Here is a 22,310-nt window from a genome sequence, read left to right as displayed (position 1 = left end):
TTCCCATCAGCCGGGTGTGGAGAGGTGGACCGGATGCGGACGGTCACATAGGGTGTGGGTACTGAGAATGCACCGGGTGAGTCGGAGGCACACCATCTTTGTAGGTGGCCTCCGACTTTTCTTTCTGCTCACAGCCCCTTGCCATTTCGTCGTCCGATCTGGGATTCGGCACTGGAGCTGTCCTTCCGTTGGGTTGTGTCCGCGGCCTGGTCCGCATCGTCGTGTGGCGCGGCTTCCACCACTCGGAATTGCGCGGGCGCAGCGACGATATCGGGATGAAAGGTCAGGTCGGGGCGCCGGTGGCGCGGCTGGTCCGCGGTCATGACTGTGTGTTCCTTCCGGTGAGGTGACTCTGTCTTTGAACGTCCCGCCTCGACTCGTCAGGGCGTCTCGTGATCGACGAGTTGGACGATCAGGCGCTCCCCCAGTGGCTGCCCGGGCCGCTCGTACGGCACAAAATGAGACCCCACCACCCGTAGCTGCATACCTCGTGGCAGCAGATGGTGCGAGTTGTCCACGCGGGAAGATTGCCCGTAGTACATGCCGCGGTCGGTCTGGATCTCGAAGACGACATCGGTGGGCTGGGCGGTCGAGTCCAGCTCGTGCAGCGAATGGGTTGCTGCAGTGAACCGGTCGAAGGACAGGACCGTTCCCGGCGACAGCGTCGAGGGCAGATCCGACGGGTTCACGACCGCGTTGGGGATGCTCACCGCGGTGTACACAAGATGACCTCGCCCGGATTCGCGTTCGTATCGTTGGATTGCCCTGTCCACTCGTTGGACCTGCTTGCGGCGAGCATCGTCGAGCTCGACAGCGTCGCCGGCCACCGCGGAGAGGGCGTTGTTCGTCTCCCCCCAGGTCGTCGGGTCCGACGTCAACGACGCCAGCGCCGTGTACTGGGCTTTCGGCATGGCGTCGAGGACGCGGCGCTTCGCCGCGGAGCGGGCGTTCCGTTGTCGCGCCGAGAGTGTGCGACGGAGTTCGATCGCCGGTGGCAGCCGGGGGCGGAGCCGAGAGTTTCCGATTGCCGCCGGCGTGGGCCGTGGATAGGCGCGGTTGAGGTCCCGCTGCGCCCGGGTCAATCCGGGTAGGTTCTCGGTGGCGGTGTCGAGTTCTCGTGCTCCGCTGCGGAGATCGGTGCGGGTGTCGTAGGCGTGCTGCGAGATCAGGGTGCCTTCCTTGCGGGTGGCGACGTCGCTGTCGCCCCGGTCGGGATCGAACACACCGTTGCCGCGGTCTGGGCTGATCCGGTCATGGCTGCGGCCCATCAGATCTCACGCCCCGACCAGGGTGGCTGTGGATCTGCCGGTGGTGCCTCGTTCGCGGCGCCCGACCGCGCGGCCGAGCAGTCGATCGAGACTCTCGCTCACCACGGCAGGGCGCTCGAGGCCGACCATGTGCCGCGCTCCGCTCACCGGGATCAGTTCGGCGAGGGGAAGAGCCGCGGCGAGTCGTTGCGAGTGCCCGATCGGGGTCACCCTGTCCCGGGTTCCACAGATGATCGACGCCGGCACCCGCGCGAGCACGTCGAGCGCCGGGGACGCGTCGTAGATCCGCAGATCACGTAGGAAGGCGGCCACGGTGGCGATCGGCGTCGCGTGGACCATCGCGTAGGACGTGGCGGCGGCACGGACACTTGCGCTCGGAGCAAGCGGGCATGTTGCGCCGACCACTGGCGACAAGATGCGACGGGAGAGATTCCAGCTGCGGCCGACGAGCCGTGGGGCGTGAGCTGATGCCGTCCGCAGCAACGTCACCGCCGGCGTCTTCAGAGCGCGACCGATGCCGACGCCGGCGACATTGCCGACGGCGGTCGAGATCAACCCGACTCCCACGAGTTGCGCGGCCGCGGCCTCTTGGTGATGGGCGACGTAGGACATCACGGCCATCCCGCCCATCGAGTGTCCGACGAGGACAATCGGACCCTTTGGCGCCACCGTGCGAATCACCGCATCCAGGTCCCGTCCAAGCTGGCTGATCGTGTAACTGTCGGTGTCCGCCGCGCCGGATCCACCATGGCCACGGTGATCGAAGAAGACCAACCGGGCGCGCCCCCGCCAGGCCTCGGCCAGGTAGGCCCGTTGCGGTGCCCAGGCGTCCATGTGGAGACAGAACCCGTGCGCGAAGATCACAGTGACCGGCGCCATCCGGCATCCGATCTCACGCACCGCAAGAGAGGTGCCGTCGGCGGTGAGGACGAGGCGACTGCGATCCCCGGGGGCCCTCATCGCTGGTCATCCGAACCTCGAGCCAACCAACCGCATCCAGACTGATCCACTCGGTGACGCCCGGTGAGCGACCCTGAATGAAGGTGGCAGCGGATCTTCTTCGCGTCCATCAGGTGGATACGGCGAACCTCAACATTCATCGGTACCACTCCTTAGTCCTCACGACAGCAATTGCGAGGACCATAGGTCCGGACCTTGACCGCCCCACCTGGACCGCGAGCGATCCGCAACTCCGCCACAACAGACGCACCTCCGTCATAGGAAGTGCCACCACTCCCCATCATCTGGAGGAAGATCCACACAACTGGGGTTGTGTGACATGTCTTTGAACAGAACCGATGGGTCTCCATCCACACAGGCCGACATCGCTCAGCATGATGTCCGCGCCCGGAACACCGTTGGGGCGCCCGTCCTATGTGAAGGCCAGTCTGCCGGTCAACGACACGCTGGCTCCGCGCCTATCGACGGATCACCGGCCACGCCCCATCGACCGTCCTACCCAGAGGGATCTCGGTACACACGATGTCCTCGACCGAGTAGGCGATCGCCCCGCACCGAGGGCACTGCCCGGGCAGCTGTTGGTATCGGATCATTGCCCAGTGCTCGTCACACAGGAGGTAGTCCACGCGAGCGTCGAAGTGGCAGCAATCCTTGACGACCACCGCCCAGCGGGCCGCACGCACGAAGCCGACGGGGTCACCGGGGAAGTACTGAGGATGCTCCGCGCAGAATTCACACGGCAGTTCCGTCTGAACGATCGACGGCATCGGGACGGAGTGGTCCGCATCGTCCATACCGAAACACCTCCCAATCTCGAACCCGTCACCCGTCACCCGTCACCCGGCCCTCGACACCCTCGGCGGAAGAACACGTTCGATCGCGCGCCGATCACGGCATCACCACCCCGATCAAACACTCAATTGCAGATCGGTGGTCGCCGATACACTTTCCGAAACCTGCTCGCCGCCGTTTCGTACTCATCCATCCACGCGCCCAGACTTGTTCCCTCCTTGTACGGAACCGAAGCGAGAATCAGCAACCGCTGATCGATGGTTGCTAGCAACTCGTCCACCTTCTCCGCTGGAACGGGGGCTGGTTTTCCCCTGAGAAGGAACCACGCCACCAAGTTGATCGTCAAGGGATAGTCCTCCCCGAAAACTAGATGCAACCCTTTGACGGCCTCTCGCAGCCGCTCGCCGCAATCTCGTTGTGAGTCCGAACCCTCGGTGGCAGCCGCAAGTTCGAGCACCAACTCGCGAATTCCGATCAGCTGCGCAGGCACTGTCGGATCGGTCAACCGATTCGCCCTATGTCCACGCCGCCGAGCCGCATCAAGCTCCCTCACAGCTAGTACATAGGCGACTGAAAAGATGATGACGGTCACTCCAGCAACCGCCGCCCACATCCCCGTCGATGAGGGCGCGATCGACTCACCGTGCGATAGACGCACAGTCGCAGTGACGCCCAAGCCCACGACAGTCACGTAATGCCCGACGAGGATCCTGATGCCGTCGAGGTTATTCGGGGAAGAAGCTAGGAAGGTTGGGAGCGTCAACCCAAGATAGCCGGCCCACCAACCGACCCCTACCCACCACCCGGTTGTCCCACCCTGAACGTCGACAACCATGGGCGCCCACAACACCACACCGACAGCACACGCTAACGCGACACTTCCCACAGCAACAAGACGAAGAACCTCGTCACGATAGAAAATCGGCCTTACCCGTACATCACTCACTCCCCTCCCCTTTCCTTGTGTTTGGGAACACCCAGACCGTCCCCCCGGACGTTTGTCCGCATCACACCTCGACGCGGTTGAATTTGGCCACCACCAGGCAAAACCTAGGACTCCTTGCAGCTGTCTATATCCAGACGATCCACCACATCGGGGAGACCGCGATCGCCAGCGCGGTCCCGGAGATAAGGAAGGGGGCGAAACCGAACTCCCCCAAATTCTTCCGGCGTCCGATAAGTTTCACCCACAGCATCACCACGAGCGCGAGGACGTTCGGCAGCAACATCCCGGAGAGCACATTCATCCATCCGACCCATCCCAGGGCAGCACCCAGAATGAAACTCAAACGCACGTCGGCGAGCCCGGGGTAGCCGCGGGTGACGATCGCGAAGGCAAGGTTGAACGCGAACACCAGCATGCCGGCGAGAAGAGCGCGCCCACCTGCCGCAGGATCTTGATCCACCGCCACAGCGAATGCCCCGAACATCAGACCCAGTGCAGTGGTCAACCGGATCAACGTCAACGGAAACCGCAGCGTGAGGTGATCGATCCACGCTGCCCACACGCACAGTAGGCTCAGTGCAAGCCAGGCCGTCAAGATCGCATCGCCGCCGGCGAGCAGCACGGCGCCAAACCATAATCCCGCGGTCGTAGCCGCAGGAACGATCCGCCGCCCGGTTGCCTCTGACGGAATATCGACCGCCTTACATAACCGGGCCATCATCGGCGCTATTGCCGCACTCAACGCCGCACCAGCCGCAGCGCAGGCGCTTGCAGCCCACCACAACTCTGTTGTGCCGTATTCGGCATCAAGCCACCGAACCGCGAACCACACCACCACACTCGAGACGACGACAATCCCGGCAGGCGCGTACACCGTCGCCGACAGATGATCACTGCGTTGCCCTGCCGCACCTTCAGCACCGACGGCCGGCGACGGTGGCTCCTCGCTGAGACCACTGCCCGCCAGCTTGGACGTCGGTTCGGTCATCTCGGGCACTCCTCCGCAACTGTGCGACAGACATAAGGGATAGATCGACACTAGCCGTCCACCCGGACCGTCTCAGCACCACCGAGCCGATGCGGGAGCTCGCCCACTGGAAGGGCCCTTCGAGAAGCCGCCGCCTGAAACGCTGGAGCGGCGGTGGTCGCGCCGGGCGTCGTTCTGTCCAGGTCATCACATATCACTGGGCTCGACATTGCGTCCTCCCCTGTCGGACTGGAATAGATGCGAGTACTCGTGAATCGACGAACCACCACGGAAATTGCTGCACTGTCCCTCATCACGGCCCTCACCCTCACCGGGTGCAACAGCACAGAAGCCGAGACCGTATCCCCGTCAGCCGAACCAGCTGCTGCTGCCACACGCATCGAGTGGTCAACGAACCCCACCGTTGATCAAGGTCAGCCAGGAGTGACCGACGGTCCGGCCCGGCTATCCGAGACACAGCCGCCGACCACTGCTGCGCAGGCCACCACTGCCACCCCATTGCCGCCCACGAGCGCGCAATGCGGAACCGTCACCAACAGCATCAACGGTGCGACTGCACCTGTGACCATCATCGCCGGAACCCCCCAACTGTCCAACAGGACTGAGCATCAGTGATCGCTACCTCAACGACCGCACCGTCGCCGCACAAGGACAAGGTCGATTCGCCCGTCATCGACGGTTGGAACTGCAGCTGGCCCTACCTCCCGGACCGATCACACACCGACTCCTACCTGCAATGCGTCGACCCGACCGGGAACGCCATCAAGTTCGGCGACCGACACAGAACACCGAGGCAACCGAACCTCGTGTAGCCCGCGCGCGACGCGCCGTCATCCGTGCTCGCACAATCGACGCCAGACGAAGGCAATATTGATTCATGAGTGCACCAGCGAAAAAATCCACGCGCCCCTCACGCCGCCCGCATCGTGCCCGCACCGCATCACCTGTCGGCAGCTACAAGGAATACACCAGACGCCTCGCCACCGGAGCGACGAGCGTCGTCATCGACGCCGACCCGGAGATCTGGATGGACCTTGGCCACATCCCCGACCAAGTCCAGGTCAAGATCATCGGACGGACCTGCGCCGGGATCGCCGGCGGCTCCATCGCAGCCGCCGGCCGATGCTATATCCAAGCCTCCAACCACGCCAGAGTCACTGCCTACGAATTCGCTCACATCGAAGCGTTCGACGACAGCTCCGTCGATGCCCGCGGTAAGAGCTTTATCGTCGGTACCGACAGCGCCAGGATCCGCGCAGAAGACGACGCCATAGTCTTCGCGCACAGCCACTGCTACGTCCAAGCCAACGGACAAACTCTCGTCGCCGCCACCGATACCACCACCGTCCGCATCGACGGCGAAGCGCACGTCCGAGTGAGCGGTGGCGTGCACACCACCGGGCCCGGTCGACCCGCGAATATCGAAACCCATCCGATCAGCCGCCTCGCACGCCACCTGAACCTCTGAGCGAAACTATTCCAGGAGTGGGCACGCAGCATGCCGCTGTGCCCCCGCTCACCAACTAATCCGAAGGGATTGCGAATACGGACCGCTCCCCCACGCCGGTCACCGGTTGGCGGAGTCCATCAGGGAAGCGGCACGGTGACCGGCTGCGCCCGGCAATGCGCTGTGCCCGCGAGTCTCGAACCAGCTTCCGAAGCACCGCAGTCCGAGGTCTACACCCGCCGGGCGCCCAGTGCCCACGACAAGGACACCGCACCGCTGATCAGAAATGGCTGTCTCCTCGTCAGGTCAGGTGCCCACCCCGCCGCCGAGCGGCACCACATCCACTGCAGCGCTGATCGTTTCCTCGCCTGGTCGATCGTCACCAACCGGAACCCTATCGGCGCCCCACCTGCACTGTCACTGCCGCCGTAATACATCTCGCGACCAGCAATTACTGCACAGACGCCACGAAACCTTCATCGCCACCAAGGTGAAACCTACGCCCCACACCTAGCACCGCCGCAAGCCAACACCGAAGAACCTTCTTGCAGCATCGTCAAACTGGTGGACATACTTAGGTCGATGACAACTCAGACGACATGTGACGGTTCCCGGAACGATGCGATCACTGTGCGCGCAGCCACTCCACTGCAGCTCTACGCCGCGTTCCGGCGCCAACACCCCCACACCGCGATTCCCGCCGACTACGTAGCCGACAACGGCTTCCAGCTCGGACGTTGGCAGGACCGACAACGGATCGCTTACATGCTCGGAACCTTGCCACCCCAGCGCATCGCACAACTCAACTCGATCGGGTTCGGATGGAGCGATGACGACGCCCCGCTCCCTTCCGTGCCACCGCGCGACAGCAAGCGGCGACGGATGCTCATCGAAATCGCCGCCTACCGCGAAGAGCACGGTAACGCACTGGTTCCCGCGAACTACGTGACCGCAGACGGTGAACAGGTAGGTCAGTGGCTCTATCGGGCTGTCAAGAAGTGGCGGGCCGACGCCCTCCCGGACGACGAACGTGGTCCGCTCGCCGCTCTTGGTATTTCCCCCAGCCCGCGCCCGCGGGGTCCGCGTACAGTTGCCCATCACACCAGAACAGCAGTCAATCCCCATGGCCAGCGATCGACAGGCGCGCGAATCTGGGCGTGAACGCGGTGGGCTGCAATCTCCATTCTCGCAGCTAGCCTGCACGGTCCTTCTGCCGAGCACTCCGAAAGGGCGACCGCTTCTACCCCGGCTCGGACATGACTCGCAGGAAAATCGAAGGCGCGTCGACCGCGAAGATCGCTCGCCAATTCCAGCCGACTCGTTTCCCCTCGACGAGCACACCGCCGAGAACTCATTATCGAGGCGTCAGTTGGGCGTGACCAATACCTGCAGCTCTCCGATTCGATGTTGGTACGTAGAAGTTAGGGGAACCGGCGTTACTCCGCCGACCGTTCCTCCCGGCCACGACGCGGTCCACGTCACCACAAAATTGCTGGTCGCACTTACATTGAAGACCCCTGAGGGCTCGCCGATAGACGTCTTTTCGATGTGATGCCCGCACGTCGGTGAGGGCATCCCACTCGGCGGCGTAAATGGACTTGCATCTACTAGATCCGAATATGGAGTGAAAGGCAACAGCGCACCTGCACAGAAGGTCGGCAAGGATCCGTCGCCCCAATTCACCAGGACGCCAGTGTTCACTGCGTTGGCGGTGACTGTAACCAATCCCGTAGTCACCACTCGAGATACGGGACCAACCACAGAAGGACGCGTCGCGCCGTCACTGCACACCCACGACCAGGCCTGTTTGCCGACGAGGCCGGTTCTTCCTCCCGGGAAATTAGCGGGCTCAGGGGTCCAGCACATCGGCGGCTTCTCAAGCTGCATTCCTGTGATGGCGATGCCTACGGTGTTCATGATCTCGGCCATCGCCGGCGGAGTGGCCGGCATTCCCACATCGGGGCTGAGCGGAACGCAGTCCGTGAATCGGCCGCACGCCTTCAGCTGTTGCCTGACTGGAGGTCCCGTGGGGGCGGCCACGACGTCACTGCCACCACCGCTGTATCCAGACCCGCCGCCGCCCGTCCCCGCTGCGCTCGCCCCTGGGGAGCCTCCGGAGCCAGGTGATGCCGAAGGTACCTGGACGTAGCTGCCTTGCACTGTGATGTTCGAGCCGCCGTTTCCCATGCCAGGGCTGACGTCGATGCCTCCAGAACCGAAGCCAGGTTGTCCAAGCGCTGAGTGTGGCGACGCAACCAGGCTTCCCAGAACGAGCGCGCCGATCACGGCCGCATGAAGACGACGACGACTTGGCATGTGTTCTCCTTGGTTACGGTGCATCGCACGGCGCGTATCGGGGTGCTGCATCGCTGGTGACTCGCCAGCCGTTTGCATCGGGCCAATCCGCATTCCGGACGGTCAACTGGGCGAGCACAAACTGCGGCCGGTTGACGTCGTAGGCGGGACTGCCGTCTGACTTCGTCCAGGTCATCCCGGAGATGTCGGTGCAGGCGCGCACGTGGACCCAGGCGGGTCCGGAGATAACCTTGCCGTCGTCGCCTACAGGTATGCCGGCGTCGGTGATCTTCGCATCGACAACCGTGATTGCCCCATCGCTCCTCACGTTCTGAGACCGGTGCAACGTGAGGTCGGCCCTCCAGTCATCCAGCACGGGGCCACCGGCGACGGTGTCGAGCTGTTCGATCGGTACCGCGGGATCGGCGTCGAGGCGCGCCCAAACCGCATAGAAGTCGTTGACCTTCGCGAGCGCCTGTTCCCGTGCCAGCTCGTCAGGAATCTTGTTCGAGGTGTCTGCCCCGTCGGGCCCCTCGAACGCCGGGTCACCGGTGACAGTGAGCTCTACCGCCGGATCCGCCGCGTCGTTGTCGGAGCAGGCGGTCACGCCGACCAATAGCGTCGTGGCGGCCAGGGTGGCGACGGCGCTTCGGCGGATGGTGGTGTGTGCCATAGTCGTATCTCCTAGAAGAGTCCGGCGTTGCAGGGCGTACCGGGCAGTGTGTAGTCGGCTGTCACTCTCCATCCTGCTGGGTCGGGCCAAGCGGTGTTCGTCAGGATCGGCTTCCCGAGCTCGAGAACGTCGGTAGCGCGGGCGAGGCAGACATCCATCTCGATGGTCGCGGTGCCGGGCGTAGGGACGCCGTTTTCGTCGATCGGGATGTTGTGGCGGGTGATGGTGTTCTTGAGAACCTTGACCTCGCCTGCGTTCGCCTCGATGCGATGCGCGGTGATGTCCCGCTTCGTCGATTGAAGGAAGTTGCCGGCCGCGACAGTGTCGAGATCTGCGGGGTTGGCGGCGGGATCGGCACTCAGGCGCGCGAGCACCGTGTAGTACTCGTTGACCTTCACCAGTGTGGCTTCTCCGGCCTGTTGCTCGGGGGACTTTCCGGAGCCGGGCGGTCCGGTGAACGTGGGTCCGGTGTTGGTTTCGAGGGTGACCGGTTCTGGGGTCAGGATGCTGCAGCTGGCTGTCAGGCACATCGCAGCAGTGAGTGTCGCCAGTGCGGCGATGCGGCGCGTCATGATGCTGCTCCGATCCGGTAGTGGCTCCCGTAGGTGGAGTCGAGCTGACTCAAGAGCATCTTGGTTTCGTGTTCGGGCTCTTCTTCGAGTGCGTCGAGTTCGGCGATCATGCGATCGATCAACCTTTGGGTGGTCTCGGTGTCGCCCGAGAAGTGGGTGGCGATGATCGCTGCACGCCAGCACCCTTCGTGGACGATGTCGACCTTGAGGCCCGTCTCCGCGGCGGCGTGTGCAGCCGCGAGGTCCTGGGGAACTTGTTGGCCGCGGATGTAGCGGGTGGCGAGTTCCTCGGCGACGTCGGTGACGGCGGAGATCATGTCTTGTTTGGTGTGGTCGGCCCACCCGTAGGCGGTGGGGTCATCGCTACTGAAAGGTTGGCCGGTGACCAGGGCTAGTGCGGCGGATAGCCGGGTGGTGTCGACGTCAGCGGGGTGGGCGTTGACGAGTTCTTGCCAGTAGTCCCAGTCGGTCGTGACGGAGTCGTGGAGTCGTTGCGGGGTCCGGCCGGTTCGATCTCCGGACTTGATGAGGGCGGGTTCACCGGTCTCGGTGTCACCGAGCCACTTACGCAGGCGAGAGAGCGCTTCGTTGCGGCGCCGGCGGAGACGGGCCTTCGCTTCTTTCTCCTGCTCGGCTGTGCCGGTTCTGGCGGCTTCGACGTCGTGGGGCCAAATTTTGCTGTCGATGTCCGCGGCGAGGACTCCGCCGTCGGTGGTGATGAGAAGTGCAGCGATTTCGGTCAGGCTCTTCTCTCGGCCTTCGGCTGGCCCTGGTGACGGGGGTGTCATGGTGGGTTCGCCGAGCAGTCTGATCCAGATGTGATCCGCCGCGGGCGGCTCGCGTTCTGCGGTGACTTCATCTGAATCGGACGGCTGTGGTCGGTCGACGGCGTGGTCGAGGTCATCGTTCCCGACCACGCTGAAGGAGGCGGGATCGGAGCTGGTGCTGAACTTGTCGGTCGAGATGTCATTGTCGAGGCGGGCTGCTTCCCATCGAGTGTCAGGGTTGGTACCTGTGTGGGCGATGCGGGGTTCGCGTGAGGTGGTGGTCAGTAGGTTCAGGACGGACGCGTAGCTCTCCTCGTCGAGGGTGGTCACTGTGATACCGGCCGACGCGATTCCTGGACGAGTAAGGACGGCCGAGCCCTTGTCGTCGACCTCGAGGGTCCATGTGGCGTTGGTATGTGCGCTCTCGGTGGTCACTGCAGCGAAGGCGATTCGGGGTGCGTGCCGTGCGATGCCGGCGAGTAGCTCGGCCTGTGCCGCGGTCACCGGATCGGCGATCAGAACGATCTCGGGTGCGGTCAGCTCGCTGGTGGTGTAGGACGTGCGTGCCTGCGCGATTGACTCGATGTCGTTGTCCGCGAGTATTTCGGAGTCGAGTTCGAGGTGATTGGCGAGTGTCGTCAGTACCGTGTCGGCGTCCTCGGTGTGGGTGATGCGGCCGTTGTCGATTGCCTCCGGCAGGTCGGCGCAGTATCCGACGAGGTTGAGGTGGAGGCTGTCGGCGATGGGCGAGACTGCGAGTTCGACGGCGAGCGCGCGCAGCACCCCGGCTGTTGCAGTCGGGGTGCCGCTGATGGCGAGGTGGCCGATCTGTTCGAGGTTGAGTAAGAGTTCGCGACCGTCGTCGCTGGTTCCGACTGCCGTCAGCGCCGGGTACGGACTGATCTCGGCCTCGGGAACGCTGCGCGGGAGCGCTCTCGGGTCTACTGCCCAGGTGGTGTCGTCGATCTGTGTCCACGGCGCGGGGGGTGAGACCTGTTCGACGAGTCCGAGCTCGATGTCGTTGTCACCGACGAATACCGTCAGCAGGCCCGGCAGAGCGATACTCGTGGATCTGCAGTGGTGCGCGAGGTGCCGCAATGCGATGTCGACGTGGGTGGTGGTGAGCGGGTCAGCGGCGGCGGTGAGTGCGTGCTCGGCCTGGATCGCGGTTTCGGCGGGAAGGGCGATGCGCTCGCCGCGGCGGCGGCGATGTTGTTGCTTGCGACGGCGAAGTGCGAGATGCCCGGTGAGTCCGGCTGCGGCAACCGCTGAGATTCCGAGACCGATGAACACGACGTCGGATGAGCCGTCCTCGGTATCGGTTTCTGCCGGCGCGTCATTGGTGACGAGGTCGGCAGGCAGTTGGGGTTCGATGGGGTCGAGTTGCCAGTTGGGAGCGACATCCACAGGGGCGGGCGCCGGAGCGGGAGCAGCTTCCGGGGTCGGAGCGGGAGCAGGGGCAGCTTCCGGGGCAGGAGCGGGAGCTGGAACAGCATCGGCCGGCGGCACCAGAGCCGGCGCCGGCGTAGCGTCGGCCGCCGCGGAGGCGGCGGTGGGCATGATCAGTTGCTGGCCGACCGTGATCAGCTCGCCAGCCGGGGTACCGTCGGGAGTCGTGATCTCCTTGAAACGCAAAGGATCGCCGAGCTCGCGCTCGGCGATATCCCACAGGGTGTCGCCCTGTTTGACCGTATAGGCGCCGCGTCTGACCTCGGGTTGGGATGCGGGCAGCTGCAGGGTCAACCCTTCGGCCAGAAACCCTGGCTCGGGGACAGCAGTCCGGTTGAGGTCCAGGATCTCGGTGTAGCGGCGGCCCTCTCCGAGATGCTGCTGGGCCAATCCCCACAGGGTGTCTCCGCGCACGGTCGTCACTGTCGGCCCTGCCGGTTGTACCGCCGGACGGGTAGCCCGCGGATCCACCTGCGTCTGCGGTGACGCGCTCCGATCTTCCTGCTGCGAGTGCGGCGCATACGGGGAGGTGCTTCCCCCGTCCGCAGGCTGGGTCAGGACGGGTGCGGCGGTAGCGGTTCCGGCGGTCAAGAGCAAGAGAGCACCGCTGACGAGGAACGTCGCCGTCCGCTGTTGTGAGCGAAGAAGGCGCAGCTTCGGCGCTTTGACGCCCCGTAATGTCGCCGCGAGTTCGAGCAGAATCGGGATGGTGAAGGTGGCCCAGGCCGCCCAGCCAACAAGGGGAAGAAGGGCGATGAGAAGACTGCCGTCATCTGGACCCGCGAGCAAACCTTCGAAATCCGACCACGGTATGTCGAGCGGATTGCCGCGCAGCGCCCAGAGCGCGGCCGGGATCCCGGCGACAAGCAGCACCAGGATCAGGAAGTAGCCGAGTCCGGCAAGGCGGGACCGCGCGGCGTTTGCGCTCACGGTATGTACACCTCCCCGGCGTTGGTGCGGTTGAGATTCACAGCGGCCGTACCGACGAGCAGTTTCGTTCTGGGGTATGGCAGAAGTTTCGAGTTGTAGACGATGCGGGTCGTGATCAGGAGGGTGCGCGGGCCGGTGGGGATCACGTCACCGTCGACGCCGGCCTCGAACAGGTATCTCTTGGCCGCTGCCGTCGCGCGGACCGGGTCGACGACCGTGTCGATGCCGCGGGCGCTCACCGAGCCGATGATCTGCTGACCGGCTGCTCGGGCAGCATCCTCGGCGACGTTGTCGGCTCGCTGGTCGGCGGTGAGCATGCCGCCACCGTCGACGATCAGTCCCCAGACGAAAAAGATCAGGACAGGGGCGAAGACCACGGTCATCAGGGTGACGGCACCCTTGTCGCGGTGCTCCTCCGGCAGTCGGGAGGCGAGTCGCTTAGGCAGGGCGTTGGTCATCGTGTGCGCTCCCGGTAGGTATCGATCGGCGAGATTGCGGTAGCGGTGACGGTGCGGGCACCATTGACTCCGGGCCATCCAAGAGCGTCGAAGGAGACCTGGCAGGTCACGGTGACCTCGACCGTGGCGGGGACACCAGGTCTGGTGCGGAATCCGCTGGTATCGGCGTTGACCTTCATGGTGGCACACTTGAGACCTTGTCCGTCCATGCTGCCGGCCGCTGCTTGGTACGCCAGAGGGGTGGCCGTGGCGATGGTGCGGGCGAGTGAGGCTGCACGGGCACCCTCGGTGGCGGCGTGTTCGACCTTCTGGTGCGCCTGTCGGTTGACGCCGTACGCATACATCCAGCCCAGGAGCAAGATCAGGATGACAACTGCGAGGCACAGCTCGATCGTGACGTCGCCCCGGTCATCTCGGCGGGCGCGGGATATCCATCGGGTGAGTCTCATCCGATTCCTCCCGGGTTGGTGACGCGTTCAGTCGGTTTGGTGTGGTTGACGACGATGGGGAATTCGAGACCCGGGACGAGGGACGGGGCCTTTCCGGTGATGTTGACGGTTGTTTCGCGGATGTTCTTGCTGACGAGGACAACCGGGATCTGCAGGTCACCGATGCCTGCCTGGGCGATGCAGGCATAAGCGGCAGCTGTTCCTAGCGCTTGGTTGCCGTACTGGGATCTCGTGTTCTTCAGTGCCTTTTCGGCGCAGCTGTTGGCGACGTCGCGGCCGTGGAAGAACAGAGCGGTTTGCAGCAGGACCGAAAAGATCAGAAGGAATGCGACCATCGCGACGACCGTAACGAGCGTCGCCGGGCCTCGGTCATCGCGGCGCCATCGGTCGATCAACTGTTCCAGTGTGACCATGGTCTGCTTTCCGATTATTGTTGGACGGCTGGCTTTTCAGGACGGAATAGGGATATACGGCCACGGCCAGGAATCGATTCCGAGCTGCACAAGCACCCCAGCGACCGCCACCATCGCAGCGGCCTGGAAGGCCCTCACGAGGTATGTCACGTACTCACCGTCTCTCCAATCGATGCAGCGCTGTCTGATTTCAGTCGGGGATCGCGTTTGCGCGGGACATGATCTTGCGGACGACGATCGCACCGGCTGCGGCGGCGGCTCCGACCACCAAGACGGCCAGGAAGACGTATTCGAGGGTGGAGGGTCCGCGGTCTGAGTCTTTGCCGCCGGCGCGGTGGAGGAGGGTGCCGGCCAGTGCGGCGACGAACATCATCGTGAGGCTGATGTAGGAGGTCACGGCCTCGCGGGCGGTGCGCCGGGTGGCGGTAGCGACGGTGGTGATGCTCATGGTGGGCTCCTTGTGTGTGGTCGATGTGTAGCAGGTGAGCTGGACTAGATGATCGTGACCGGCCAGGCTCGGCGGTCTGGGCATCTCGCTCCTTTCGCGGCGCCGGCGGCGCGCCATCGAATCGGACTAGCCGGTGATGATGGTCAGTGCCGGGATGAGCAGCAGCATGATGAACAAGCCGGCGAGTCCGGCCAGCGGCATAGCCAGCTTTTCGGTGGCCTCCGCTGCCGCACCCTGTTCTGCGCTGGCCTGAGCGGATCGCAGCCCCGCGGCCTTTGCCCGCAGTGATGCGTAGACGGATGCGCCTTTGTCTCCGGTCATGTTCATGATGTCGGCCAGGTCGCCCAGCTCGGTCAAGCCGAGCTCATGAGAGACACGTGTCAGGGCATTCCACGGGGCTTCGCCGGAGCGCCCGGCTTCGTACAGTTCCTCGTCGAGACGTAGGAACACCCATGAATCTCCCACCTGCGCAGCGCGCTCGAGGCTCTGGGTGGTGCCGATGCCACCGCGTCGGCACAGCGCGACGAGATCGATGTAGGAGCTCAGTGCCTGCGCGAATTCCGCTCGTGCCGCGGTTGCCCGGCGCCGGATCTCGATGTCGGGGATGAGGAAGAGCAGGAAGGCGGTCGCAATCGACAGGATGGCAGGGATGGACCATCCCAGGCCGACCCCGAATGCAGTCAGGACCAGGTTGAGGAAGGGGAAGATGAGCAGTCCGAGCAGTGCTGCGACGAGCTTTTCCCCGAGTACGTGGGCGGGATCTCGGTGCAGCAGGGCGAGATCAGCGTTGGGGAGCGTGAAGAATTTGCTGTCCTGCAGGTAGGGGTGGACCCGGATGCCGAGTTTGTTCGCCATCCCGTCGATCAGGGAGGTTCCGGCTGTCGCTGGGCGCTCCGGGGCCGGTCCGGACAGGCGCGCCATGGCATCGCTGAGTGCGGGTTGTGCGCGCATGAAGTAGAGGGCGACCAGGTAGATGCCGATTGTGCCGACGCTCGTGTAGAGGATGACCGTCATCTGAATGCTCATCGCTGCGCTCCTACGAGGTCGGTGCGGTTGACGCGATCATTGGTGCCGATGAAGCGGGGGTAGGTCGGCGGTTTGGTGGCCTGCTTCATCCAGTACAGGTCGGCCGCGAACAGGGTCAGCAGGATCAGTAGCACGATCTGCATCCCGCCCGACTTGTACGGTTCCATGAAGTTGGTGAACAGGAACGCTGCCGCGAGTGTTGTGATTGCGATGATGGTGACCCATTTCGCCTGTGTACGGCTGGATTTGCGGTCGGCCTCGGTGCGGCGTCGGCGCGCGACCATGTCACCGACGTCTTCGGCGAGGCCTTCGAGCACGGCTGCAAGTCCCACGCCCCGCAGTTGCATGCTCAGCAGCAAGGCGCCGCAGATCTTGTCGCCGACACTGTCGTTGAGGTCCGAGGCGAAACGTGTGATCGCATCCACCGGAGGGACGTTGTTGCGCAGGCGGCTGATGAACGCCGTGATCTCCTCCCGTAGCGCCTCCGGGATCGGAGTGGAGATGATGGTGTGCTCGATTCCCGAACCAGCCTTCATGCTGCTGGACAGGTTGCGGGCCCACTCATCCATGGCCGCCAGCCGACTGATCTGCTGTTCCGCTTCGGGACGCCCGAGCAGGTACGGCAAGCCGACCAGCAGCGCCGGGACCAGAAAGAGGGTGAAGAGCCAACCCGAGAGGGACGACACGACGATGCCGGCGGCGAAGCCCACGACGAGCAGGATCTGGGTGCTACGCGGGATCTTCGACGAGCTGCGACGCCGGCGCTGACGCGTGGGCGCGGTGGGATCGCGGCGGTCGTTCCATCCGATGACGATGCAGGCGACCCCGGCGCACAGCAGCAGTACCAGGAAGATGCCGATTTGCTGATACATCACGCCACCTCTTCGTCGTCGTAGAGGTCACGTTCTTCGTCGAAGTGGCGAAGGCTATCGCTGGGGAGGTTGATTCGCTTGAATCCGCCGGCGAGCAGCTGGCGGAGCAGAGGTTGTGGAACGGATCCGAATTCTCCTGTGCCGTCCGAGTATCCCCGGTAGATCGTGGAGAAGGACGGCTTCTTGTCGTCGCCGGGCTCGACGTAGACGACTTCGTCGACGTAGCGGACCGAGGTGCGTGACCCTTCGCCGTCGACGCGGACCTTCGTGCCGAGTTGGACGATCAGGTCGATGTGCTCTGCGAGCTGGCGTTCGACGTAGTCCACCGTCGCGTTCATCGGGGGTTCGGTCGCCAGGTTCACCAGACGGTCGACGACACCGCGAGCGGTGTACGCGTGCGTCGTGGATAGCCCTCCTCTGGCCGTCTGCAGTGCCTTGAGGAGGGCGAGGATCTCGTGACCGGCGACCTCACCGACGATCATGTAGTCGAGCTGCTGTCGCACGAACTCGTACAGGATGTCCGAGAGGGTGTAGCTGCCGGCGAGTTCGCCGTCTGCACCGCGTTCTCCGCCGCCCAGGATTGTCTCGGCGTCGACCACGAAATCCTCGCGGCCAGGGAGTTCGTCGATGAAGAGTTCCCGTTCGGTTTCCGCGATTCCGATTCGCGTCTGCAGAGGAAGCGCATTGGCCAGTGCACGCGTGAAGGTCGTTTTTCCGAAGCCCATTCCGCCGCCGGTGACCACCGAGGCACCGCCGCGGACCGCGCACGAGAGGATGGTCGCGAGCTCGATCGGCATCATCCGATGTTCGGCGGCGAGCTGATCGAGGGCGATGTTCTTGAGACGGTGGATGCGGATTGCCACCGAGGGGCGTTTGACCGAGTAGCCCATGACCGACAGTCGGTGGCCTCCGCGCATTGTCAGACGCAGCGACGGATTGAGTCGGGAGAAGGGCCGGCCGCCGTTGTCGGCGCGTGAAGCCAGCAGTCCCATCCACTCGAGGAGTTCCTCGGGGGTGTCGACCACTGGGTCGCGGTGTTCGTAGTGTCCGTCGGGGAATTTGACGTAAACGGCCGCGCCGTTGAGGAAGATGTCGGTGACGTGCGGCTCTTCGACGAGTTCCTGCAGCGGGCCCAGGTTGAACTGCGCGTCGAAGATGGCCTTGATCAGGGCTTCTTCTTCGACGATTGTGAAGGTTTCGCCGCCGGAGTTGATGGTCTTTTGGACGTGGTTCTTGACCAGGCCGGTGATCGTCTCACGGCCGAACTCGCGTTCTTCCTCCTCGGTGAACGGGGCGAAGTATTTGCCGGCGTTCTTCGGGTCGTGGCGCTCGCGGTCACGCGCTGACCGGTAGTCACGCAACAGTTCCGCGGCTTCTTTCTGCAGAGCGCGGACCAGGGCGCGATCGACCTTGACCTTCGCGGTCGGCGGCACAGGCCGTGGCGCCGTGTCGAGGTGCCCGTTGGTGCTGGCCGGTGGCAGTTCGTGTAGGCGAAGCGATCGAAACGGGTCGGTGTCGGGGAGCGTGATTTCCGATACCGAACGGCGTCCCCCACCTGCGAGGTCGGCGTCCGGGATCAAGGCTGAGAAGAAGGGAAGTTCCGTGATCTTGTTCTGCGGAGGCGCAGTCGCGTCGTCGGAGTTCATCGACGTTCTCCTGTCAGTGTCGGCAGCGCAGCATTGAGCGCGGGACCGGACTTCCAGTCCGCCTGATGGCTCACCGCGAATTTGGTGATCCTCGGCCAGGTACTGCGGTGGAGGGTGTACAGGTAGATCGAGCGGCGACGGCGCCATTTGCTGATGGACAACCCGTCCGAGAAGACCTTGGCGTCATCGGAGTCGGGCAGGACCGCGATCACGTCAAGTCCGGTGACTTTCGTGACTTCCTCTGCGTTGTAGGGGGACTCACCGATCAGGATCAACCCCAGACTTGCCCGTGATTGCACCGCGGAGAGCTGCTGTCGCAGGGCGTTCTGCGAGGCGCGTAACGCTGCGATTGCCGTTCGCTCAGTGCGGGTGACGATTGCGATCGTTGTCGCATTGACGATCAGTTCGACCGGAGCGCCGCGTTGCCCGATCCGGCCGGCATCGACGATCACGTTGGTGTCGTCGACGCTCAATCCAGCCAGGTGGACACCCAACGGTCCCCACACGGGCCGCATCGCATCTGCCTGGGCGGAGTGGACCAGCCCCGGGAGCAAGGACACCGATGACTCCGGGATCTGGATGAGTTGCTCGGTCAGAGCAGCCTTGAGTCGCCCGTGACGATTCGCGTCGACGAGATTGATCAGGGAACGGTCGTGATAGTGGTTTCCGAGCATGTATCCGGCCAGGACCGGCGAGGACCCGATGGCATCCGCTTCTACGAGCAAAGTCCGGTCGGTCGGTGAGTTCATGGCCAGGGCGAGCGCCGTGGTGCTCACACCGGGTGAGCGTGAGGCGGATGTCAGTGCGAGAAACATTGCCGATCACCGCACTCGGTTGTCGAGGACGATCGCGACACGCTTAGTTGCGCCGCGGGCGGCGACCCAGTTGGCCTCTGCCTCGGGCACGAGCAGGTTGAGCGTTGTCTCGCCGGCTTCGGGGATCTCCTTGGTGGAGTACACCTGCGCCTTCGTGTTGATCGGGCCCTGTACAGGCGGGTCATCCTGGTCGCGTGGTGTGTCCACGACACGGACCATGTCACCGGGGACGATCGGCTCGGAGGGGAGGTGGCTGTAGCTCACCGTGATGCCGACCATCGTGAGGCCTTCCCCGGGAACAACCTGATCGGTGATCGCGGACGGGAGCAGGACGGTGCCGGCCGGCAACCGGGTACTGGCACTCATTCCTACGACGCGGCCGCGTTCGCTGACGGGCAGCGCCCCGAGATCGGCATCGACGTTGACCGATTTGACGGCCAAGTCCTTGGACTCGATGGTCTCGCCTTGCTGCACCTCGTTCGTCAGGACGAGCACATCGGTGGTTTCGCGCATGGCGTTGACCGCGGTGAGCATGCCGATCACTGCCACCACGACGAGTGCGACACCGATCGCCAGGTAAATGGGGCGCCGGCGAACGCGCGCGCGGGTATTCAGATCGGGTGGGTCGTCCTGATCTGCGCCGTTGTGCGCCGGAGGCATGTCATCCCCGGACGAGCGGAGCTTGTCGATTTTCTTGGTCAGCAGGGATGCCATGGTGGTCCTTCACAGTGGACGTGTGGACGTATCGGACACTTTCGTACGGCGAATAGTAGAGAGCCACCTGGACAAGTTCGCTGCGACCACGTCACCTGCAAGCTCCGACGGACTGGTGACGCCATCCGGTGCGACTGGTCCGGGGCACGTGAGGGCGCCGATGGGCACGTATACCAACTGCGTTGCGTGGCGGGTTTCGGTGGGGCTGCGACCGTGTTGCTCGCCACGGCAGTAGTGCACGCCGCTACGTTTTCTCCGATATGCAGAGATGAAAATATCTGCGCCCCAGCAGTATCCGGACCACGGGTGCCGGAATCGGCGGTTCCAACTATCCGGCTTGGGCAATATTCGCAACATACCGTTTTCCGACTACTTCTATTGCCCCATATAGGCGGTCGGGTTCGAAATGACCCTTGAAAACATGCCCGCGGACCGTTTTGGGAGTCTCTTCCTGGGTCGGCCGTCGCCTCAGCACGACTAGCGGTCCATGCCGTGCCACGAGCACGAGTAACTGTACGCCGAGCATCGTCCCCGTCGATCGCACACGTGAATCCCATTGCGCTGCACGTGGCATAAACGCTTTCCCCTCCGCAACCCGCCTTGGGCCCTCCCCCTCGGCGCGACTGTCGACCCGCACTCGTCTGCCTGCCACGCAGCTGTAAGTCTTCTGGGAAACATTCCATCAGGTCGGGAACTGCGTTGTCCAGCAGGGGGGGTAACACTCAAGAGTGTTACCTGCAAGCCTTGACATTCCCCGGGAGTAAGGTAGGGCCGCTGCATTCACTGTCGGAAAGGCCAAGCAATGGACTCGATCAGCCCGCCGAGTCTCGGTGATTTCATTCGTGCTCGGCGCACCCGGGCAACGCCGAAGCACCCGGATGGAATGACTCGGGCCGAACTGGGCGACGAGATCTACTTGAGTGTCAGCTACATCGCGCGGCTGGAAGGAAACGTGAAGGACGCGAGTCCTTCTCCACAGGTTCTCGACGCCACCGCCAACGCACTCTGTCTCGATGATGCAGAACGTCGGCACCTTTTCAATCTGGCACGGCGAACACAGACCGAGCGTGAGGACACCACGACACCCTGGACGATCGCCGACTATCGGACACTGATCACACCCGACATGAAGACCGCCATCGCGGCGCTGAACCCACACCTGGTGGCGTACCTCGACGAACGCTGGAATGTCATCGACTGTAACTCGGCGTACGACAAGGCGTTCCCTGGGCTGGTCGACGAGGGAAACGTGTTGCGCTGGTTCTTCTCGACTCCGGCATCAATGAAGGTCATGGTGGAGTGGGAGGCGGAAGCCGCCTTGACCGTCAGCTGGTTCCGAGCGTTGATGGGTCGCTACTACAACCCCGACTGGGCGGTGGAAACCCTCGAAGAGTTGAGCGCGTTCCCTCTCTTCCGCGAATTGTGGTCACGCGAAGAAGTTCGGTTCGGCCGGCACCAGCCGTTCATGCACCTTCGCGATGCCGAGACTGGTGAGCAATACAGCGTGCACGTGCAGGTCCACGCGGAGATGCGGGGCAAGTATCCGCTGCAGATGTACCTCGGAGTGCGCCTCCCCGCCTCCTGAACTAGCGGAGCGTCTTGATGAACGCGGTGATCGCCGCGTTGACCGGCTCGGGGTGTGTCCAGTTTGCGGCATGGCCGGCCACCGGGATCGTGACAACTGGCGCAGCACCGGGAAGACCTGCTTTGAGCTCGTCCGCCTTCTCTGCGGGCGCTGACAGGTCATTTTCCCCACGGATGATCAACGCCGGAACGTCAATGTCGGAGAGTCGGTCCACGATGTCGTCGCGTTCGATAAGGCACTCTGCGGCTGGTCGGACAGCCATGCGATCGCTGCTGTTCCATTTGCTGATCCACGACGTCCAATCCGCAGGTTCTCCCCCGATCAGTTGGGGGGCAAGTGCGCTGGTGAGCGGTTCGAGTGGGGCTGTGCTGCACCATTGATCGAACAGGACGCGGTATCCGGATTTCTGCTCGGGTGTACAGGCTGAGGCTTCCGTGTCGAGCAAGATCAGCGCCGTCGTGCGCTCCGGTGCGAGGAGTGCTGTGCGCAGCGCGGTATAGCCGCCCTGGGACATGCCCCCGATGATTGCCTTCTCGATACCGAGGTCGTCGAGGACTGCGAGAGCGTCGCGTGCGAGGTCCCAGTATGTGAACGGCGTACCCGTATCAGTGGTTTTTCCGTGGCGGCGCGCATCCCAGGTCACAACCCGGAGGTCCGGGGATAGATCGCGCACCTGGGGCGTGAACATGGATGAGTCCATGAAGAACCCGTGCCCGAGTAGGAGTACGGGCCCCTCTCCCCCACTGTCGGTGTAATAGATGTCGGCGTCGGGCGTTGTCACTGTCGGCACGTAGCCG

At 63.9% G+C, this 22,310-nt stretch carries 22 protein-coding genes; 3 read left to right on the top strand and 19 right to left on the bottom strand.

Features of this window, described 5'->3' with window-relative positions; all coding sequences use genetic code 11:
- Positions 1 to 128: 128 nt before the first annotated feature.
- From P3H15_RS31430 to P3H15_RS31405, 6 genes are all read right to left on the bottom strand, one after another.
- Entirely contained in the window at positions 129 to 323 is a 195-nt protein-coding gene (locus tag P3H15_RS31430; protein WP_276140783.1) for a hypothetical protein, read from the bottom strand.
- A 57-nt stretch (positions 324 to 380) separates the two neighbouring features.
- Complete coding sequence (locus tag P3H15_RS31425; RefSeq protein ID WP_276140782.1) at positions 381 to 1,268, bottom strand: hypothetical protein; 888 nt, start codon at positions 1,266 to 1,268, stop codon at positions 381 to 383.
- 6 nt (positions 1,269 to 1,274) lie between these two features.
- Positions 1,275 to 2,228 (bottom strand): alpha/beta fold hydrolase, encoded by a 954-nt coding sequence (locus P3H15_RS31420; protein WP_276140781.1) that lies wholly within the window; start codon positions 2,226 to 2,228, stop codon positions 1,275 to 1,277.
- A 458-nt stretch (positions 2,229 to 2,686) separates the two neighbouring features.
- Entirely contained in the window at positions 2,687 to 3,022 is a 336-nt protein-coding gene (locus P3H15_RS31415) for a hypothetical protein (RefSeq protein ID WP_276140780.1), read from the bottom strand.
- Positions 3,023 to 3,144: 122 nt separating this feature from the next.
- Entirely contained in the window at positions 3,145 to 3,966 is an 822-nt protein-coding gene (locus P3H15_RS31410) for a hypothetical protein (RefSeq protein ID WP_276140779.1), read from the bottom strand.
- A 124-nt stretch (positions 3,967 to 4,090) separates the two neighbouring features.
- The gene (locus tag P3H15_RS31405; RefSeq protein ID WP_276140778.1) at positions 4,091 to 4,954 is read right to left on the bottom strand and encodes an A24 family peptidase; all 864 of its coding nucleotides are present in this window, start codon (positions 4,952 to 4,954) and stop codon (positions 4,091 to 4,093) included.
- An 877-nt stretch (positions 4,955 to 5,831) separates the two neighbouring features.
- Here P3H15_RS31405 and P3H15_RS31400 point away from each other — a divergent pair.
- Positions 5,832 to 6,422, top strand: coding sequence for a hypothetical protein (locus P3H15_RS31400; RefSeq protein WP_276140777.1), 591 nt, complete (start codon positions 5,832 to 5,834; stop codon positions 6,420 to 6,422).
- Between the two features lie 561 nt (positions 6,423 to 6,983).
- Positions 6,984 to 7,562, top strand: coding sequence for a helicase associated domain-containing protein (locus tag P3H15_RS31395; protein WP_276140776.1), 579 nt, complete (start codon positions 6,984 to 6,986; stop codon positions 7,560 to 7,562).
- Positions 7,563 to 8,730: 1,168 nt separating this feature from the next.
- Here the strand turns inward: P3H15_RS31395 and P3H15_RS31390 are convergent.
- The 12 genes from P3H15_RS31390 to P3H15_RS31335 all read right to left on the bottom strand — a co-directional run bounded on the left by P3H15_RS31390 (position 8,731) and on the right by P3H15_RS31335 (position 19,928).
- A complete protein-coding gene (locus tag P3H15_RS31390; protein WP_276140775.1) occupies positions 8,731 to 9,369 on the bottom strand; it encodes a hypothetical protein in 639 nt (212 codons plus the stop codon).
- 11 nt (positions 9,370 to 9,380) lie between these two features.
- Positions 9,381 to 9,941 (bottom strand): hypothetical protein, encoded by a 561-nt coding sequence (locus P3H15_RS31385; protein WP_276140774.1) that lies wholly within the window; start codon positions 9,939 to 9,941, stop codon positions 9,381 to 9,383.
- Entirely contained in the window at positions 9,938 to 13,087 is a 3,150-nt protein-coding gene (locus tag P3H15_RS31380) for a LysM peptidoglycan-binding domain-containing protein (RefSeq protein ID WP_276140773.1), read from the bottom strand. The genes P3H15_RS31385 and P3H15_RS31380 overlap by 4 nt, the downstream gene beginning before the upstream one ends.
- Positions 13,084 to 13,545, bottom strand: a complete 462-nt coding sequence (locus tag P3H15_RS31375; RefSeq protein ID WP_276140772.1) for a TadE/TadG family type IV pilus assembly protein — start codon at positions 13,543 to 13,545, stop codon at positions 13,084 to 13,086. The genes P3H15_RS31380 and P3H15_RS31375 overlap by 4 nt, the downstream gene beginning before the upstream one ends.
- The gene (locus tag P3H15_RS31370) at positions 13,542 to 13,994 is read right to left on the bottom strand and encodes a hypothetical protein (RefSeq protein ID WP_276140771.1); all 453 of its coding nucleotides are present in this window, start codon (positions 13,992 to 13,994) and stop codon (positions 13,542 to 13,544) included. The genes P3H15_RS31375 and P3H15_RS31370 overlap by 4 nt, the downstream gene beginning before the upstream one ends.
- Positions 13,991 to 14,329 carry a hypothetical protein gene (locus tag P3H15_RS31365; protein ID WP_225857972.1) on the bottom strand — a complete coding sequence of 113 codons (339 nt, stop codon included), beginning with the start codon at positions 14,327 to 14,329 and terminating at the stop codon, positions 13,991 to 13,993. The genes P3H15_RS31370 and P3H15_RS31365 overlap by 4 nt, the downstream gene beginning before the upstream one ends.
- Before the next feature lie 268 nt (positions 14,330 to 14,597).
- Positions 14,598 to 14,855 carry a hypothetical protein gene (locus P3H15_RS31360; protein ID WP_124390652.1) on the bottom strand — a complete coding sequence of 86 codons (258 nt, stop codon included), beginning with the start codon at positions 14,853 to 14,855 and terminating at the stop codon, positions 14,598 to 14,600.
- Positions 14,856 to 14,981: 126 nt separating this feature from the next.
- Positions 14,982 to 15,881 carry a type II secretion system F family protein gene (locus P3H15_RS31355; RefSeq protein WP_276140770.1) on the bottom strand — a complete coding sequence of 300 codons (900 nt, stop codon included), beginning with the start codon at positions 15,879 to 15,881 and terminating at the stop codon, positions 14,982 to 14,984.
- Positions 15,878 to 16,753 (bottom strand): type II secretion system F family protein, encoded by an 876-nt coding sequence (locus P3H15_RS31350; protein ID WP_276140769.1) that lies wholly within the window; start codon positions 16,751 to 16,753, stop codon positions 15,878 to 15,880. The genes P3H15_RS31355 and P3H15_RS31350 overlap by 4 nt, the downstream gene beginning before the upstream one ends.
- Positions 16,753 to 18,399 carry a CpaF family protein gene (locus P3H15_RS31345; RefSeq protein WP_276140768.1) on the bottom strand — a complete coding sequence of 549 codons (1,647 nt, stop codon included), beginning with the start codon at positions 18,397 to 18,399 and terminating at the stop codon, positions 16,753 to 16,755. Before P3H15_RS31345 ends, P3H15_RS31350 begins: the two co-directional genes overlap by 1 nt.
- Positions 18,396 to 19,175, bottom strand: coding sequence for a hypothetical protein (locus P3H15_RS31340; RefSeq protein ID WP_225857974.1), 780 nt, complete (start codon positions 19,173 to 19,175; stop codon positions 18,396 to 18,398). The genes P3H15_RS31345 and P3H15_RS31340 overlap by 4 nt, the downstream gene beginning before the upstream one ends.
- A 45-nt stretch (positions 19,176 to 19,220) precedes the next feature.
- Entirely contained in the window at positions 19,221 to 19,928 is a 708-nt protein-coding gene (locus tag P3H15_RS31335) for an SAF domain-containing protein (RefSeq protein ID WP_276140767.1), read from the bottom strand.
- A gap of 802 nt (positions 19,929 to 20,730) precedes the next feature.
- On the opposite strand from P3H15_RS31335, the gene P3H15_RS31330 reads away from it, so the two are divergent.
- Positions 20,731 to 21,513, top strand: a complete 783-nt coding sequence (locus tag P3H15_RS31330) for a helix-turn-helix transcriptional regulator (protein ID WP_124390657.1) — start codon at positions 20,731 to 20,733, stop codon at positions 21,511 to 21,513.
- A gap of 1 nt (position 21,514) precedes the next feature.
- Here P3H15_RS31330 and P3H15_RS31325 read toward each other — a convergent pair whose 3' ends face one another.
- Positions 21,515 to 22,294, bottom strand: coding sequence for an alpha/beta fold hydrolase (locus P3H15_RS31325; RefSeq protein WP_276140801.1), 780 nt, complete (start codon positions 22,292 to 22,294; stop codon positions 21,515 to 21,517).
- Positions 22,295 to 22,310 lie beyond the last annotated feature (16 nt).

The organism is Rhodococcus sp. T2V (assembly GCF_029269925.1).
In the GTDB taxonomy this organism is placed as follows: Bacteria; Actinomycetota; Actinomycetes; order Mycobacteriales; family Mycobacteriaceae; genus Rhodococcus_F; species Rhodococcus_F koreensis.
This window is presented reverse-complemented; position numbering and strand designations above follow the sequence as displayed.

What these genes read in the sequence shown, in the direction of transcription:
- P3H15_RS31405 (WP_276140778.1), bottom strand. Translation starts at nt 4,954, where the DNA reads ATGACCGAACCGACGTCCAAGCTGGCGGGCAGTGGTCTCAGCGAGGAG.
- P3H15_RS31350 (WP_276140769.1), bottom strand. Translation starts at nt 16,753, where the DNA reads ATGTATCAGCAAATCGGCATCTTCCTGGTACTGCTGCTGTGCGCCGGG.
- P3H15_RS31370 (WP_276140771.1), bottom strand. Translation starts at nt 13,994, where the DNA reads ATGAGACTCACCCGATGGATATCCCGCGCCCGCCGAGATGACCGGGGC.
- P3H15_RS31365 (WP_225857972.1), bottom strand. Translation starts at nt 14,329, where the DNA reads ATGGTCGCATTCCTTCTGATCTTTTCGGTCCTGCTGCAAACCGCTCTG.
- P3H15_RS31385 (WP_276140774.1), bottom strand. Translation starts at nt 9,941, where the DNA reads ATGACGCGCCGCATCGCCGCACTGGCGACACTCACTGCTGCGATGTGC.
- P3H15_RS31400 (WP_276140777.1), top strand. Translation starts at nt 5,832, where the DNA reads ATGAGTGCACCAGCGAAAAAATCCACGCGCCCCTCACGCCGCCCGCAT.
- P3H15_RS31360 (WP_124390652.1), bottom strand. Translation starts at nt 14,855, where the DNA reads ATGAGCATCACCACCGTCGCTACCGCCACCCGGCGCACCGCCCGCGAG.
- P3H15_RS31335 (WP_276140767.1), bottom strand. Translation starts at nt 19,928, where the DNA reads ATGGCATCCCTGCTGACCAAGAAAATCGACAAGCTCCGCTCGTCCGGG.
- P3H15_RS31355 (WP_276140770.1), bottom strand. Translation starts at nt 15,881, where the DNA reads ATGAGCATTCAGATGACGGTCATCCTCTACACGAGCGTCGGCACAATC.
- P3H15_RS31390 (WP_276140775.1), bottom strand. Translation starts at nt 9,369, where the DNA reads ATGGCACACACCACCATCCGCCGAAGCGCCGTCGCCACCCTGGCCGCC.
- P3H15_RS31425 (WP_276140782.1), bottom strand. Translation starts at nt 1,268, where the DNA reads ATGGGCCGCAGCCATGACCGGATCAGCCCAGACCGCGGCAACGGTGTG.
- P3H15_RS31375 (WP_276140772.1), bottom strand. Translation starts at nt 13,545, where the DNA reads ATGACCAACGCCCTGCCTAAGCGACTCGCCTCCCGACTGCCGGAGGAG.
- P3H15_RS31415 (WP_276140780.1), bottom strand. Translation starts at nt 3,022, where the DNA reads ATGGACGATGCGGACCACTCCGTCCCGATGCCGTCGATCGTTCAGACG.
- P3H15_RS31330 (WP_124390657.1), top strand. Translation starts at nt 20,731, where the DNA reads ATGGACTCGATCAGCCCGCCGAGTCTCGGTGATTTCATTCGTGCTCGG.
- P3H15_RS31420 (WP_276140781.1), bottom strand. Translation starts at nt 2,228, where the DNA reads ATGAGGGCCCCCGGGGATCGCAGTCGCCTCGTCCTCACCGCCGACGGC.
- P3H15_RS31345 (WP_276140768.1), bottom strand. Translation starts at nt 18,399, where the DNA reads ATGAACTCCGACGACGCGACTGCGCCTCCGCAGAACAAGATCACGGAA.
- P3H15_RS31430 (WP_276140783.1), bottom strand. Translation starts at nt 323, where the DNA reads ATGACCGCGGACCAGCCGCGCCACCGGCGCCCCGACCTGACCTTTCAT.
- P3H15_RS31395 (WP_276140776.1), top strand. Translation starts at nt 6,984, where the DNA reads ATGACAACTCAGACGACATGTGACGGTTCCCGGAACGATGCGATCACT.